This is a genomic window from Bradyrhizobium sp. GW821-FHT13H06, from assembly GCF_058803975.1.
Window position 1 is genome coordinate 736,115 of the sequence record NZ_JBXAPN010000004.1, and the last position, 15,068, is coordinate 751,182.

At 64.9% G+C, this 15,068-nt stretch carries 10 protein-coding genes; 6 read left to right on the forward strand and 4 right to left on the reverse strand.

The annotated features are described in order from the left end of the window. The first annotated feature begins 149 nt into the window (after window positions 1-149). Window positions 150-2,903: a beta strand repeat-containing protein gene (locus AC1RQP_RS20800; RefSeq protein WP_492938330.1), complete on the forward strand. Its 2,754-nt coding sequence runs from the start codon at window positions 150-152 to the stop codon at window positions 2,901-2,903. A 52-nt stretch (window positions 2,904-2,955) separates the two neighbouring features. Here the strand turns inward: AC1RQP_RS20800 and AC1RQP_RS20805 are convergent, their stop codons facing one another. From AC1RQP_RS20805 to AC1RQP_RS20820, 4 genes are all read right to left on the reverse strand, one after another. After that, on the reverse strand, window positions 2,956-3,588 hold the full coding sequence (locus tag AC1RQP_RS20805; RefSeq protein WP_239622426.1) for a hypothetical protein: 633 nt from the start codon (window positions 3,586-3,588) through the stop codon (window positions 2,956-2,958). An 8-nt stretch (window positions 3,589-3,596) separates the two neighbouring features. After that, the gene (locus AC1RQP_RS20810) at window positions 3,597-5,849 is read right to left on the reverse strand and encodes a xanthine dehydrogenase family protein molybdopterin-binding subunit (RefSeq protein ID WP_492938331.1); all 2,253 of its coding nucleotides are present in this window, start codon (window positions 5,847-5,849) and stop codon (window positions 3,597-3,599) included. A gap of 1 nt (window position 5,850) precedes the next feature. Further along, window positions 5,851-6,315 (reverse strand): (2Fe-2S)-binding protein, encoded by a 465-nt coding sequence (locus AC1RQP_RS20815; RefSeq protein WP_492938332.1) that lies wholly within the window; start codon window positions 6,313-6,315, stop codon window positions 5,851-5,853. 82 nt (window positions 6,316-6,397) lie between these two features. After that, window positions 6,398-7,333: a helix-turn-helix domain-containing protein gene (locus tag AC1RQP_RS20820; protein WP_492938333.1), complete on the reverse strand. Its 936-nt coding sequence runs from the start codon at window positions 7,331-7,333 to the stop codon at window positions 6,398-6,400. 413 nt (window positions 7,334-7,746) lie between these two features. Between AC1RQP_RS20820 and AC1RQP_RS20825 the strand changes: the two genes are divergently transcribed. The 5 genes from AC1RQP_RS20825 to AC1RQP_RS20845 all read left to right on the forward strand — a co-directional run bounded on the left by AC1RQP_RS20825 (window position 7,747) and on the right by AC1RQP_RS20845 (window position 14,994). Continuing rightward, the gene (locus tag AC1RQP_RS20825) at window positions 7,747-8,760 is read left to right on the forward strand and encodes an aldo/keto reductase (protein ID WP_492938334.1); all 1,014 of its coding nucleotides are present in this window, start codon (window positions 7,747-7,749) and stop codon (window positions 8,758-8,760) included. A 38-nt stretch (window positions 8,761-8,798) separates the two neighbouring features. Continuing rightward, on the forward strand, window positions 8,799-9,644 hold the full coding sequence (locus tag AC1RQP_RS20830; RefSeq protein WP_492938335.1) for a VOC family protein: 846 nt from the start codon (window positions 8,799-8,801) through the stop codon (window positions 9,642-9,644). A 124-nt stretch (window positions 9,645-9,768) separates the two neighbouring features. Continuing rightward, window positions 9,769-10,140, forward strand: coding sequence for a putative quinol monooxygenase (locus AC1RQP_RS20835; RefSeq protein WP_492938432.1), 372 nt, complete (start codon window positions 9,769-9,771; stop codon window positions 10,138-10,140). A gap of 180 nt (window positions 10,141-10,320) precedes the next feature. Continuing rightward, on the forward strand, window positions 10,321-13,251 hold the full coding sequence (locus AC1RQP_RS20840) for an ATP-binding protein (RefSeq protein ID WP_492938336.1): 2,931 nt from the start codon (window positions 10,321-10,323) through the stop codon (window positions 13,249-13,251). Between the two features lie 45 nt (window positions 13,252-13,296). Beyond that, window positions 13,297-14,994, forward strand: a complete 1,698-nt coding sequence (locus AC1RQP_RS20845) for a thiamine pyrophosphate-requiring protein (RefSeq protein ID WP_492938433.1) — start codon at window positions 13,297-13,299, stop codon at window positions 14,992-14,994. Window positions 14,995-15,068 lie beyond the last annotated feature (74 nt).

The following is a 15,068-nucleotide window of genomic DNA, read 5'->3' on the forward strand; positions in this document are numbered from 1 at the left end:
AAAACAGGAGCCCGTCCGAAGACTTCAGCGAAGCCGGAACCGGCGTCCCGGCCTACAGAGGTGATCGTCTGCCGTTCGTCCCGGCATCGCGCAAAGCGTCACGATCCAGCCGCACGGCCCATTTCGATCACGTCAAGCGAGAAGCACCCATGGCTGTCACAGCAAATTTTTCCGCCGGAATTCTCACCGTCCTCGGCAACGGTCACAACAACGCGGTCACGTTGGGCCGCAATGCGGCCGGGACGATCGTCGTCAACGGCGGCGCCGTCGCGATCAAAGGCGGCCCAGCCACGGTCGCCAACACCAAATTGATCCAGGCCTTCGGCCAGGACGGCAACGACATCATCACGATCGACGAGAGCAACGGCGCGATGCCGGCGGCGAATCTGTTCGGCGGCGCCGGCAACGATACGCTGACCGGCGGATCGGGCGGCGACATGCTGTTCGGCCAGTCCGGCAACGACACTCTGTTCGGCAAGGGCGGCAACGACCTGCTGTTCGGCGGTTCCGGCAATGATGTGCTGGTCGGCGGCGACGGCAACGACCAGATGTTCGGCGAAGCCGGCAACGACCGCATGATCTGGAACCCCGGTGACGACAGCGACCTGATGGAAGGCGGCCAAGGCATCGACACCGCCGAGGTGAACGGCGGCAACGGCAGCGAGACCTTCGCCATCACGGCCAACGGGGCGCGCGTGCGCTTCGACAGGGTCGACCCGACACCGTTCTCGCTGGACATCGGCAGCACCGAGAACCTCGTGGTCGACGCCGGGGACGGCGACGACGTCGTAACCGCCACCGGCAATCTCGCCGCGCTCGTCACCCTGACGATCGACGGCGGCGACGGCAACGACACGATCCTCGGCGGCAATGGCGCGGACCGCCTCTTGGGCGGCGACGGCAACGATTTCATTGACGGCAACCAGGGCAACGACACCGCGCTCTTGGGCGCCGGCAACGACACTTTCCAGTGGGACCCCGGCGACGGCAGCGACAAGGTCGACGGACAGGCCGGAACCGACACCCTGCTGTTCAACGGCTCGAACATCGGCGAGGACATCACTTTGTCCGCCGCCAATGGCGGACACACGCTGCTGACCCGCAACGTCGGCAACATCACGATGGACCTCGATGGCATCGAGACCGTCACCATCAATGCGCAGGGCGGCGGCGACAACATCGTCGTCAACAACCTGGCCGGAACCGACGTCAAGCAAGTCAATATCGATCTCGGATCAGCCGGCGCCGGTGACGGTGCGGCCGATACGGTGACGCTGGTGGGCACGAACACCGCCAATACGATCCAGATATCCGGCTCGGGCACGTCGGTTGCGATCGCGGGATTGCCGGCCGCCGTCACCATCACCAATGCGGAAGGCGCGAACGATGCGCTCGTGATCGAAGGCCTCGGCGGCAACGACACGATCTCGGCCGCAGCGCTTGCCGCCGGGATCGTGCACATGACGATCGACGGCGGCGCCGGCAACGATACGATCCTCGGCAGCGGCGGCAGCGACACGCTGATCGGCGGCGACGGCAATGATCTCATCGACGGCAACCAGGGCAACGACACCGCCCTGCTGGGCGCCGGCAACGATATCTTCATATGGAATCCCGGCGACGGCAGCGATATTGTCGAGGGCGGCACCGGCGTCGACACGCTGCGGTTCTTCGGGGCCAACATTGCGGAAACCATGGCCGTTGTGGCGAACGGCGATCGCGCGCTGCTGACGCGCGACGTCGCCGGCATCACGATGGATCTGCACGGGGTCGAGCACGTCGATATCCACGCGTTGGGCGGCGCCGACCATGTCACGGTGGGCGATCTGACCGGGACCGACGTGACGCGGGTGAATATCGACCTCGCCGGTCCGGCCGGAACGCCCGACGGCGTCGTCGATACCGTCCTTGTCGATGCCACCCAGAGCGCCGACACGATCCGCGTCAGTGGCAATGCCGGCGGCGTGACGGTGTCCGGCCTGCATGCGGCGACCCACCTCACCTCCATGGACGGAACCGATCAGCTCACGCTCAATGGCCTCGCTGGCGACGACTCCATCGACGCGAGCGGGCTCGCTGCCGGCGTGCTGCAGCTGACGATCAACGGCGGCATCGGCAACGACACCATCCGCGGCAGCCAGGGCGACGATTTGATCAACGGCGGCGACGGCAACGACGTCGCGCTGATGGGCGCAGGCAACGACACCTTCGTCTGGAATCCGGGCGACGACAACGACACGATCGAGGGCCAGGCCGGAAGCGACACCCTGCTGTTCAACGGCGCCAACATCGCCGAAACCGTCGACATCTTCGCGAACGGCGCCCGTGCCGAGCTGACGCGGGACGTCGCCTCCATCACGATGGACACGGGCGGCGTCGAGACGATCGCGTTCAACGCCCGCGGCGGCGACGACAAGATCACCGTCGGTGACATGAGCGGCACCGACGTGACTGAGGTCAAGATCGACCTCGGCGGCGTTCCCGGCACCCCGGGCGGCGACGGCGCGGTCGACAACATCACAATCAACGGCACCGGCGGGGACGACGTCATCATGTTGTCGCTCAACAGCAACGGCGCGCTGGTGATCGACGGCCTGGCCAGCCAAGTCGTGATCGAGAACTTCGACTTCAACGACACCATCACCATCAACGGCCTCGGCGGCGACGACGTGATCGAGGCGTCGGGCGTCGGCCCGGGCGGGCCGCATCTCGTGTTCGATGGCGGCGTCGGCGACGACGTGCTCATCGGCAGCGCGGGCAACGACACGCTGCTCGGCGGGCTCGGCGACGATGTGCTGATCGGCGGCGGCGGCCTCGACGTGCTGGACGGAGGGCCCGGCGACAACGTCGTGATCCAGTCGCTGCTTGCCAATGCGAGCTTGCACGCGGGCACGTTGATCTGAGCCGGCGGGTCGTGTGGCCGATACTATCGCGCGCAGTCAAGGCGCGCGGTCGTCAATTCGGACAGGGCTGTCCGGCGGCGCCCCACAGGGCCATGTCCTTGACGTGATCCTCGAAGGTGCCCGGCGGCGTCGAGCGGCCTGCACCGGGCGCCCAGCCCCGCGGGATGAAGCCGTTCAAGGACGCATCGTGCCGCAAATGTTCAACAAGGCCAGCGGCGTCACGGCCGCCATTGCGCTTCGGGTCCTTCATCTGCGCGCAAATCTCGGCACCGCTCTTGCCGAACCAGATGAACGCCACCGGCGCGAGTTGCCAGTCGATACCGGCGCGCGGCGGCGACGGTGCCGGCTCGTTCGCCTGGGTGGAGGTCATGTGACAGGTCGAGCACGGGATCGCCTCCGCGCCGATGCGGCTCTCGCCGCCATGGATGTTCATGCCATGCGGGCGCGGCTTGGTTTCGCCGGCCGGCGTCCAGATGGGTATGGCCTTGGCATCGACATGGCAGTTGGCGCAACGTGGATGGGTCACGACGGCCTCAATCCGCTTCCAGGCTTCCAATCCCTGGACACGGCTGACGCTGCCGGGCGGCAGCACGTCCTTGGCGGCCTCGTCCTTGGCCGCAACGATCCCGGTGAGCGCCGCGACGGCTGAAGCCGCGAAGACGACCGCAATCAGAGATCTCCTCATGGCTCGCCTCACACGAAATCAATGAACTTGTTGAAGGGCATTTCGCGGATGCGCTTTCCGGTGGCCGCGAAGATCGCATTGGCGAGCGCAGGCGCGGCCGGCGGAACCGGCGGCTCTCCGATGCCCCTCACCTTCGGATCGTTCTCGAGCCCGCGCACTTCGATGACGGGGCACTGATAGATCCGCATCGCTTCATGGTGGTTGTAGTTGGTCTGCTGCACCGCGCCCTTCGCGTAAGTGAGTTCGCAGTTGATGGCGTGGCCGAGTCCCCAGATGACACCGCCCTGCACCTGGTTCTCGAAATTGACGGGATCCACGACCTTGCCGACGTCGACGGCAACCCAGACCTTGTCGATCCTGATGCCTCTGTCGGTCATCGTGACTTCGACGACCTCGGCTGCCGGCGTCCCGAAGGATTCGACGAACGCGACGCCGCGCCCGCGGCCGTTGCCGAGCGGCCCCTTCCAATCCGACATTTGCGCGAGCGTCTCCAGCAATTTGCGGTAGTGCGGAACGGTGCACATCGCAATCCGCGCCTTCATGGGATCCAGACCGGCCGCGTGGATCAGCTCATCGATAAAGCTTTCGGTGAAGAAGCCCGAGGTGGAGGCGCCGACCGACCGCCACGTGGTGCTTGGCGACAGTCCCTGCGCCTCGTAGCTGGTGCCCCGGAAATTGGGGATGTCGTAGTAGACGTTCCACAGGCCGGCGGCCAATTGCCCGTCGGGATCCTTCGAGGGCGTGCCCGAACGCTCGAGCAATCCCTTGAGCGGCGTCGTCGAGGCCAGTTGCAGATCGGCGGCGACGATCTTGCCCTTGTCGACGCTGCCGCGGTGCCGCGCGATCGCAATCTGCCGCGGAATGTCCTGAAGGAAATCCTCCTCGCGCGAGAACACGAGCTTGATCGGCGTGCCCTTCATCTGGTTGGCGATCTCGGCGAGAACGCGGACGTTCTCGTATTCGAGACGGTGGCCAAAACTTCCGCCGGTCCACTGGTTATGGAAGGTGATCTGTTCCGGCTTGAGACCGATCGCGGTCGCAGCGACGTATTGCACGAAGCGCGGGCTCTGATGGCCAACCCAGATCTCCATGCCCTTGTCGGTGACGAGGCCGATCCCGTTCAGCGGCTCGAGCGGCTGATGCGCCACATAGGGTGCGCGATATTCGGCTTCGACGAGCTTGCCCGCCTTCAGGCCGGCTTCGATGTCGCCGATCTTTCGCCACTCCTTGCCCAGAAATTCCGGCTTGAAAGAGGATTCCAGCACCTTCCAATGGTCGGCCTGCTCGGCGGGATAGGCCGAGGGCGCCCACTCGCAAGCGATGGCGTCGACCGCCTTCATCGCGTACCAGCTGTTCGTGGCGATCACCGCGACGCCATTCTTGATTTCGAGGATATTCCTGACACCCGGCATCGACCGCGCCTTGCCGGCGTCGTATGACTTCAGCGGCTGCCCCTTGCTGGGGTTCAGCTTGACGGAGGCATACAGCATGCCCTCCATCTTCAGGTCGATTCCGAACTTCAGCTCTCCCATGACCTTGTCGCGGATGTCGAGCCGCATCATCGGCTTGCCCAGCATCCGCCATGTCGAGGGATTGCGCGGCTTGGCATCGAGCACGGGCGGAATCTTTGCGGCGTCCGCAGAGAGATCGACGTAGGCGATCTTGGTCCCGTTGGGCAGGATCACATGGCCCGATTGAGTGTGCAGGTCGGCCACGGCGACGCCCGACCGTTTGGCAGCGGCGGCCTTCAGCGTTTCTCGTGCGACCGCGCCGGCAACACGCAGCTTGTCATAGGTGTCCGGCAGCGTGCTCGACCCGCCGGTCATCTGCAAGCCGGATTGTCTCAGCCATTCGAGCGACTTGGCGCGCGCTTCCTCCGCGGCCGGGCTTTGGTCCGCGGCCACGAACGGCGCGAACTCGTCGGCGAAGCCGGTGTTGAAATAAGCCGGGCTGGGGCCGGCGAAGCGGACTTCGAACTGGCCGGGATCGAGGTCCATCTCTTCGGCGATCATGATCGGCTGCACCGAGCCGACGCCCTGGCCGATGTCGGCGTGCTGGGCGATCAGCGTGATCTTGTCCGGGCTGATCTCGACCCAGGGATTGAAGGTGACCGAGTTCGGGCCAAGACCGGCGGCCAACGGATTGTCGCTTGCGCTGGTGGCCGCTTCGGCACTGGCGTAGGCACCGAAAGCGATGCCGCCGGCGATGGCGGCGGAGCCGACGACAAACGCTCGACGCGAAAGGGTCTGCATGTGGCCCATGTCACTTCTCCGCCATCTTCTTCTTCGCCGCCGCATGGATCGCCGCGCGGATGCGCGGATAGGTACCGCAGCGACAGAGATTGCCGGACATCACCTGATTGATCTGCTCGTCGTTTGGTTCAGGGATCAATCCAAGAAGCGAGATGGCCTGCATGATCTGTCCGGTCTGACAGTAGCCGCATTGCGGGACCTGATGCTCGATCCAGGCCTGCAAGACCGGGTGGTGATCCTTGTTGTCCAGGCCTTCGAGCGTGACGACCGATTTGCCCGCGACCTCGCCGATATGCGACTGGCAGGACCGCACCGCCATTCCGTCGATGTGAACGGTGCAGGCGCCGCATTGCGCGACTCCGCAGCCATATTTGGCACTGGTGATGCCGAGCTCGTCGCGCAGCACCCACAGCAAGGGCATCTCGGGAACGACGTCGACCTGGCGCTTGATCCCGTTCACCGTGATCTCGATCATGTCGGTATATCCCCTCGCGTATCTGGTCGTCGTGACAGCACTGCACGATGCAAACCGAGCCGTATTCCCGAATCCTGCGGGATCATGCGCAATCTCTGCGGAATGCCGTATCGTTGCGATCGGCATTCACGGCCGCCTGGCCACAGCACAGTTCGCGATACTGCCCCGGCGTGAGACTTGCGGCCTTGCGGAATACGCGCGTGAAATTGGCCTGCGAGCCGAAACCGAACTCCAGGGCAATTTCGACCAGGGACAGGCGGTCGCGTCCGAGCTCGTGCCGCGCAGCCTGGACGCGGCGATCGGTGACGTAGCGGTGCGGTGACAGTCCGGTTGCTTCACGAAACAACCGTGAGAAATGATAGGGGCTGAGGCAGGCCTGCGCAGCCAGATCCTCGAGCCTGATGTCGCCGCCAAGAGAGGCCTCGATATAGTCAAGCACGCGCTGAAGACGCCGCGGATCGAGCGACGGCGACCTTTCGGGCGCGCGCCAGCGCTCGATCGTATAATTTCCCAGAAGATGCGCTGCGAGCGCGACCTGGATTCCCTCCACGAACAGCGCGTCAGTCGGCTGGCGGGGACGATGGAGCAGGTCGCGAAGCGGCGAACAGATGTGGAAGAGCACCTGGTCCGCCAGACCGTGAGCGTAGGCGATCTCGATCTTTGCCGGGTCGATATCGAAATCCGCAAGGGCGCTGTGGTCGAGCAGCGCCGGCGGCAGATAAAGATGCAGACATTCCATCCGGTCCGCAAGCTCGAGATGGCTCTCCTGCGTTCCCACGGGCACGAGGTAGCTCATCCCCGGCCGCGCCAGGCTCTTCTGGACCTCACCGTTGCCGGCGCGGCACACCATCCCGCCGCCTGACAGCAGCATGACGAGCTCGGTGCAGATGGGAACGGGCGTTGCCTGGCGTCCCGCCTCGAACTTGCGATGCTCGATGCTCAGCCCCGGCCAGTCGCTGGCCGCCGCGAGCTTCTCGCTGTTCTGATATTTCTGATCTCCATGCGTCACGAGCGCCATCACGACCTCCGCTTCAGTTGCGGCGAATCCCGGCCCCGTCTCGCGAGCGAGCCATCATTCCATCCGGTGACGAGTTGCAGCCCGATCGCTGCCACACCGATGCGAACTTCTCACAAGCCGCTGGAGCGAAGTCCAGAGCCGGCGCGGTTAAAAGAGGTAAAAGACTGCCAAAGCAAAGGCTTGGACGATGCGCTCGATTGGCTCGAACGGCTGATCCAGTCCCGATCAGCAAGATGCGTCCGTCATCGCGCAGGAACCGGAAATACCGCAATGGCCGGATGAGCCAGTGATGGTCCATCGAACGGCAGTCCTGCCGGATCGATGTGACGAAGACCGAAAGCGCGATCGCCGAGGTCGACGTTGCCGCAGTCGCCGACGATGGTCCCGTCCGTTACCAGCGAAGGATATGCAGCATGGCTCTCAAGGATATTCTGCCGGGAAGACTGGGTTTCGGTGCGGCGCCGCTCGGCAACATGTTTCGCGACATCCCTGAGCAGGAAGCCCTCGCGACGGTGAATGCGGCCTGGGACGACGGCATCCGCTATTTCGACACGGCGCCCTTCTATGGCGCAGGACTTGCCGAGATCCGCATGGGTGCAGCGCTCGCCGGCCGACCGCGGAGCGACTATGTCGTCAGCACGAAGGTCGGGCGCCTGATCCTGGACGAGGTCGAGGATGTCAGTGCCCGCGATCTCGGCGAGAAAGGCGGCGTCTTCAAACATGGTCGTCCGAACAGGATCGTGAACGACTACTCCCGGGACGGGACGTTGCGCTCGATCGAAGACAGTCTGAAGCGGCTGGGTACCGACCATATCGATATCGCCTTCGTGCATGACGTCGCGCAGGATTTTTACGGAGACGAGTGGCTTTCGATCTTCGAAAGTGCGCGCAAGGGCGCGTTCAGGACGCTCGACAGGCTGCGCGACGAGGGCGTGATCAAGGCATGGGGGCTGGGTGTCAACCGGGTGGAGCCGATCGAGCTGCTGCTCGCGCTCGAAGAGCCGCGCCCCGACGGCTTCCTGCTCGCGGGCCGCTACACGCTGCTGGACCATGCCCGGGCGCTTCAGCGGGTGATGCCGATGGTTGCGGAGCATGAGCTCGCGATCGTCGTCGGCGGACCCTACAGTTCGGGCGCGCTCGTCGGCGGTCCGAACTTCGAGTATGCGCCAGCGCCTCCGGAAATCCTCGACAAGGTGGCGCGGATCAAGGCGATCGCCGATCGCTATGGCATCAGCATGAAGGCCGCAGGCCTGCAGTTCGCGCTGGCAAACCCGGTGGTCGCCGCCGTGATCCCGGGGGCGAGCCGGCCCGGCCGCATCGCCGAGGACCGCGCGGCGCTTGACCAATCAATACCCGGCGATTTCTGGCGCGAACTTCGATCGGCCGGTCTCGTCAATCCAGCTGCTCCGCTTCCGGACGCCGGCTGACCGGCACACGACATCACCCACAGACCGAGGAGACGAGAATGACCGACGAAAGCAGCAACGTTGCCGAAATCGAACGCCGCAACCTGCTTCGCACGGCAGGCGCCGCGATGATCACCGGTCTTGCGGTCGGCAGCATGCCGTCAGCCGCGTCCGCGGCGCCGGACGGCATGTCCCCAGCCGAGCGCAACGAGGCGCCGCTCGGCGCGCGGCTGCAGGGCGTGCAGCATTTCGGGTTGACGGTCCAGAACATGGAGCGGGCTTACGAATTCTATACGGAGGTGCTCGGCGGCACCGAGGTCTTTCGTCATGGCGACTTCCAGGGCGACGGGGTGCAGAACACGCTGCTGGCCGACCAGGAGATCGAGGCGAACGCACGCGGGGTCAATCCGCGGACGATCGGCGTTCCCGACCTGCGAAGCGGAGCGCAGCGGCTCGATGTCCGCTTCATCCAGTTCGACAACATGGTGCTCGAACTGCTGCAATATCGCGAGGCCGATCAACCCATGGGCAGCGCGAAGAGCTTTGCCGAGCCGCTGGAGCACATGAGCCCGGCTTTTCCGCGCATGATGCACATCTGCTTCTACGTTCGCGACGACGTCGACTTCAACAAGTTCATCGCCGACCTCGAAGCCGAGTCCGCGCGCCGCGGCATGACACAGGTGAGAGCGAACCGCACCATCCGCGTCATGACGGAAGCAGACCGCAAGGCGGCTCCCCGCAGCGCCAACACGAACCGCGTGACGGCGGAGCCTTCGAACGGTTGGGAACTGATCTATTGCAAGGGTCCCGAGGGCGAGCAACTCGAATTCGTCAAAGCGCTCGACCCGGTCAAGAAGCGCTTCAGCGAGGCCCTGGCAAAGCGGCAGCAGAAAGTCGTGCGCTGACGCCTCAAATGTGGCGGGCGACCGTTCGATGCCGGTCGCTCCGAACTCACAATCACATGTGAAGGAGCTCATCATGCAAAGTCTCGTCCGCAATTCGCTTTGCGTCCTGCTGTCCGCCGCCTCGATGGCCATGACGGCGCCGTCCGCGGTCGCCGGGGAAGCGCCGCGCGTGCGCTATCGGGAGATTCCGGATGGCGCATATTCGGTCGTGGCGCAGGTGAGAGCCAAGCCCGGGAAGGAAGACGCGTTGCGCGCAGCCACCTTGCCGCTGATCGAGCTGGTTCGCGGCGATCCCAAGAACCTGGTCTATTTCCTTCAGGAAGACCGCGCCAAACCCGGTCATTTCATCTTTTACGAGGTGTTCGCCAACCAGGCCGATTTCGACGCGCACAACGCGATGCCTTATGTGAAGGACTGGTTCGCCAAGCTGCCGGAACTTGCCGACGGCGGCGTCGAAGTCATGCGCATGGCGGTTCTTGCCAAACGCCAGAAATAGCGAGCTCGGTCGAGAATCCGTCCCGCGCGCCGGCACCTCCGGCCGGCGCATGAGCGATTTTGTCGCAGCAATCCCGCGGCAGATCCCGCGGCGATCGTGCGAATTCAGAATGACTCTCTTCAACCAGTTTGCAGTGCATGATAATGGCAGGCGATCTGTTCGATCGATTGGCATGGATCAATGCGGGCTGCCACGGAGACACGGCAACGGGCCACACTCCGACAGGAACTCACATACTGCTTCGGCCCATTTCGACTGGCTCCCCGCCGCCAGTTGCTCCTTCTCGACGGACGCCCGGTCAAACTGGGCGGGCGCGCATTCGAACTCTTGCAAGTGCTGGTGCAGCGCTGCGGCGAACTCGTCAGCAAGAATGAGCTGATGGCCGCGGCCTGGCCGGGCACCTTCCTCCACGACAGCAATCTCAAGGTCAACATGTGGAGCTTGCGGCGTTCGCTGGGAGATACCCAGATCGAGCCCGTCTACATCGCGACCGTGGCGCGCCGCGGGTACAAGTTCATCGCCGAGGTGCAAATCAGCATCGGCGAGATCGAGGATGATCTGGCGCTCGCCGAACCGCTCCCGTTGTCCAATCCGCCATTGCCGCGCGGCATCGTTGGTCGTGAAGCGGAGGTCGTCGAGATCGCCGGCCTGCTGGCCGACAACAGGCACGTGACCCTGGCTGGCGCCGGAGGAATCGGCAAGACGACGGTTGGCGTGGCGGTCGCCCAGGCGTTTGCGCCACGGTGTCGCGACGGCGTCTGCTTCGTCGATCTCGCCACGATCTCCGATCCGACGCTGTTCGGGGCGGCACTGGTGACGGCGCTGGGCATCAGAGGCAATCCGGACAACAGTCTGGCTGCGGCCCTCGACTATTTGAGACCGCGGCAGATGCTGCTCATTCTCGACAATTGCGAGCATGTGCTGCCCGCCGCGACGATCTTCGCCGGCCGGTTCATGGCGGACACATCGCCTTCCAGGTTGCTTGCCACGAGCCGCGAGCCGCTCGGCACCGCCACCGAGCATGTCGTCCGGCTGGGTTCGCTGGCCTCACCGAAATCCGGCTACGCCTTGACCGTCGATCAGGCCGTCAGGTTTCCCGCGGTGCAGTTGTTCGTTCGCCGCGCCGCCGAATGGTCGGACTACCAGTTCGTCGATCGTGATTGCGAGGCCATCGCCTGGATCTGCCACTCGCTCGGCGGCCTTCCGCTTGCCATCGAGTTGGCGGCAGCCCAGATCGGCAGGTTCAATCCTCGCGAATTGGTGGCAATCCTCGACCACAATCTGGGTTTTCGCGCTCCCGCCGCCGATGGCACGCCGCCACGCCAGGAAACCCTGATGGCGACGATCGACTGGAGCTTCAGGCTGCTTTCGCAGAGGGAAGCCAGACTGTTCGGCCTGCTGTCGGTGTTCAGCGACGCCTTCGAGGTTGAGGACGCGGTCTTCGTCGCCGAGGCGGCAGGGCTCACGCCGGTCGACGTCGTCACTGGACTCGGCAGTCTCGTCGCCAAATCGCTTTTGAGCGCGCAGGCCCAAGGCTCAAGCCTGCGCTACCGATTGCTCGACAGCACTCGGCGCTATGCCGCCGAGCGGCGCCGGGCCGATCCTGCCTGCGGCCAGGCGCTGACCCGCCATGCGCAACGCGTCCTCGCGCTGTTCGAACAATCCGAGGAGGAATGGAACTGGCGCGAGCCGGCCGATTGGACACAGCGCTACCTTGGTCGCATCGCCGATTTGCGCGCCGCTCTTTCATGGGCATTCGGGGAGGAAGGCGATCCTGTCCTCGGAATCAAGCTCACGGTTGCAGCGATCACCTTGTGGTCGGAAACCTCCATCCTGTCGGAAGCGCAGGCGCGGCTGGAGGACGCGCTCGCCTTGGCCGAGACCGTCGCGTGCGACGATCTGTTGAAGGCAAAGCTCGCCTGCGCCCTTGGATGGAGCCTGTTCTACGCCCGCAAGATGTCGAATGAGAACGAGGTCGCCTGGCTCGATGCCATCGCTTTTGCAAGGAGCGCCGGCAACATCGAGTATCAGCAGCGCGCGCTGGTCGGTTTTGCCTTCTACCTGCTGCAGATTGGCCAGGTCCCGCGCGCCATAACCTATCTCGAGGAGGCCACGGAGCTAGCCGACCGCGACCGCGATTTGACGGCAACGTCCGAAGCCGACCGCGCGCTGGCCTGGGCCTGCGCCTTTGCCGGTGAATTGAGCAAGAGCCGCGCAGTTCTGGATCGTCTCGCGGCAACCTATTCGCTCGCCAAGGGCCGTTCGCGCAAGGATGCGAACGAAGTCTACCGGTTCATCACCGTCCGCTTCAACCTGCCGTTCGTGGCGTGGATGCAGGGGCAAGCCGACTACGCTGCGAGGCTGGCCCGCGACGCCGTCGAGGCCGCGGATCGCAGCGGCCATTGGGTGTCACAGTCGAATGCGCTCGGGCTCGCCGCGCTTCCCGTCGCGCTCGAAACCGGTAATCTGGACGCGCTCGCGAGCTTCACCGAGCGTCTGCGTCGCAACCTGGAACGTGAGCGCATCTCGCGCTGGGTTCCGGTCGAACGCTATTTCTCCGCCTGCCTTCGTGACCTGCGTGGCGATCGGCGCGCGGTGGAGGATATGCGAGCGGCGATCGAGGAGTTGATCGAATGTCGCTTCCTGATGCGGATCGGCAGCTATCTCGCGGTCCTCGCCCGCGCCTATTTGCGGCAAGGGCGGATCGCGGAGGCGCGCGAGGCCATCACGCGGGCGATCGGCCATCAGGAACGTCAGGGCGAGCGCTGGTGCCGGCCAGAACTTCTGCGGGTCGACGCAGCGGTCCTTCTCCACGCCGGCGAGCCGCTGCGCGCTGAAAAGCGGCTGCAACAGGCACTCGCCGAAGCACGCGCCATAGGAGCGGCGACATTTGAATTGCGCATCGCCACCGATCTCGCCGCACACTGGATCGGGACCGGCCGCAAGGTCAAGGCTGTCCGACTGCTCGCCCCGATCTATGAAGGCTTCGCCGAGGGCTTCGAGACGCCGGATCTGGCTGCGGCTTCGCACCTGCTGCGGTGCGCGCCGCCGACGGCGAGCGGCTGCGGCCACTATCGCCAGCCGAAGCCAGTGCACGCCCGCGATGCATAGCTGGCCTACCGCCGCGCCAGCCGCGCGTGCTTTACGCCTCGCGTAATTCCTGATCCTCTCTCCCCAACCAGCCGGACCAACCGGCCATGCCCCAGGGAGAGAGACGCCATGAAGCTCGGGACCGCGATCGCGGAAATCATGAGGCGCGAGGGGATCGAGATCCTCTGCGGCTATCCGGTCAACCATCTGATCGAGCACGCGGCGAAAGCCGAGATCCGCCCCGTCATGGTGCGGCAGGAGCGCGTCGGCATCCACATGGCGGATGCGATCTCGCGGGTCACGTCGGGGCGACGCATCGGCGCGTTCTGCATGCAGCACGGGCCGGGTGCGGAGAATGCGATGGGCGGCGTCGCCCAGTGCTTTGGCGAATCCGTACCCGTGCTGGTGCTGCCGATGGGCTATCAACGCCGGCTGGCGCATATCGAGCCGAACTTCAATTCCAGCGAGGCGATGAAGCCATTTGCGAAATCGTCCGAGCCGATCATCCTCGCGACCGAAGTCGCCAACATCTTCCGCCGCGCCTTCACCAAGCTGAAGAACGGCCGCGGCGGGCCTGTGATCGTCGAGATCCCCTCGGACATGTGGAACGAGGAGGTGCCGGAGCCGCTCGACTACACGCCGGTGCTGCGCACCCGCTACGGCGCCGACCCCGTGCATGTGAAGGAAGCGGCCGGCCTCCTCGTCAACGCGAAGCGGCCGGTCATCTATGCCGGCCAGGGCGTCCATTACGCACAGGCGTGGCCACAACTGAAACGGCTCGCCGAGCGGCTGGCGATCCCCGTCACCACCAGCCTCGGAGGCAAATCGTCGTTTCCGGAAACGCATCCGCTCTCGCTCGGCTCCGGCGGCCTTGCGGTGCCGCGCGCGGTTCCGAAGTTCCTGAGCGAGGCCGACGTCATCTTCGGCATCGGCTGCTCCTTCACCGAGACCAATTTCGGCATCGCGATGCCGAAGGGCAAAGCCATCATTCACTCCACGCTCGATCCCAATCATCTCAACAAGGACGTGGAAGCGAAGATCGGCCTCGTCGGCGACGCCGCCCTCGTGCTCGACGTGCTACTGGAGGAGATCGGCAAGAGCGTCACCACGGATCGCGATGCCTCGGCGGTCGCGGCCGAGATCGCGGCCTCTCACAAGGAGTGGCTGGCGAAATGGATGCCGAAGCTGACCAGCAACGACGCACCGTTGAGCCCGTACCGCGTGTTGTGGGACCTCCAGCACACCGTCGACATCGAGAACACCATCATCACCCACGATGCCGGCAGTCCGCGCGACCAGCTTTCTCCGTTCTGGAAAGCGGTCGCGCCCCTCACCTATCTCGGCTGGGGCAAGACGACGCAGCTTGGCTACGGCCTTGGGCTGGCGATGGGCGCCAAGCTGGCAAGGCCCGACAAGCTCTGCATCAATGTCTGGGGCGATGCGGCCATCGGCTTCACGGGCATGGATTTCGAGACGGCGGTGCGCGAGCGCATCCCGATCATGTCGATCCTGCTCAACAATTTCTCGATGGCGATCGAATTGAAGGTGATGCCGGTCTCGACCGAAAAGTATCGCTCGACCGACATTTCCGGCGACTACGCCGCGATGGCGCGCGCCTTCGGCGGCTATGGCGAGCGGGTGACCAGGCCGGAGGACATCGTGCCCGCGATCAAGCGGGGCATCCAGAAGACGCAGGAAGGCGTCCCGGTGCTGCTCGAGTTCATCACCAGCAAGGAGACCGAGGTGTCGCGACCGGGCACGTGAGGCGGGCGCCCTCGATGGAGTCCAACTGCTTGCGCCGCCGTCCACCTCTCCCCAGCGGGGAGACGTGATCCCGC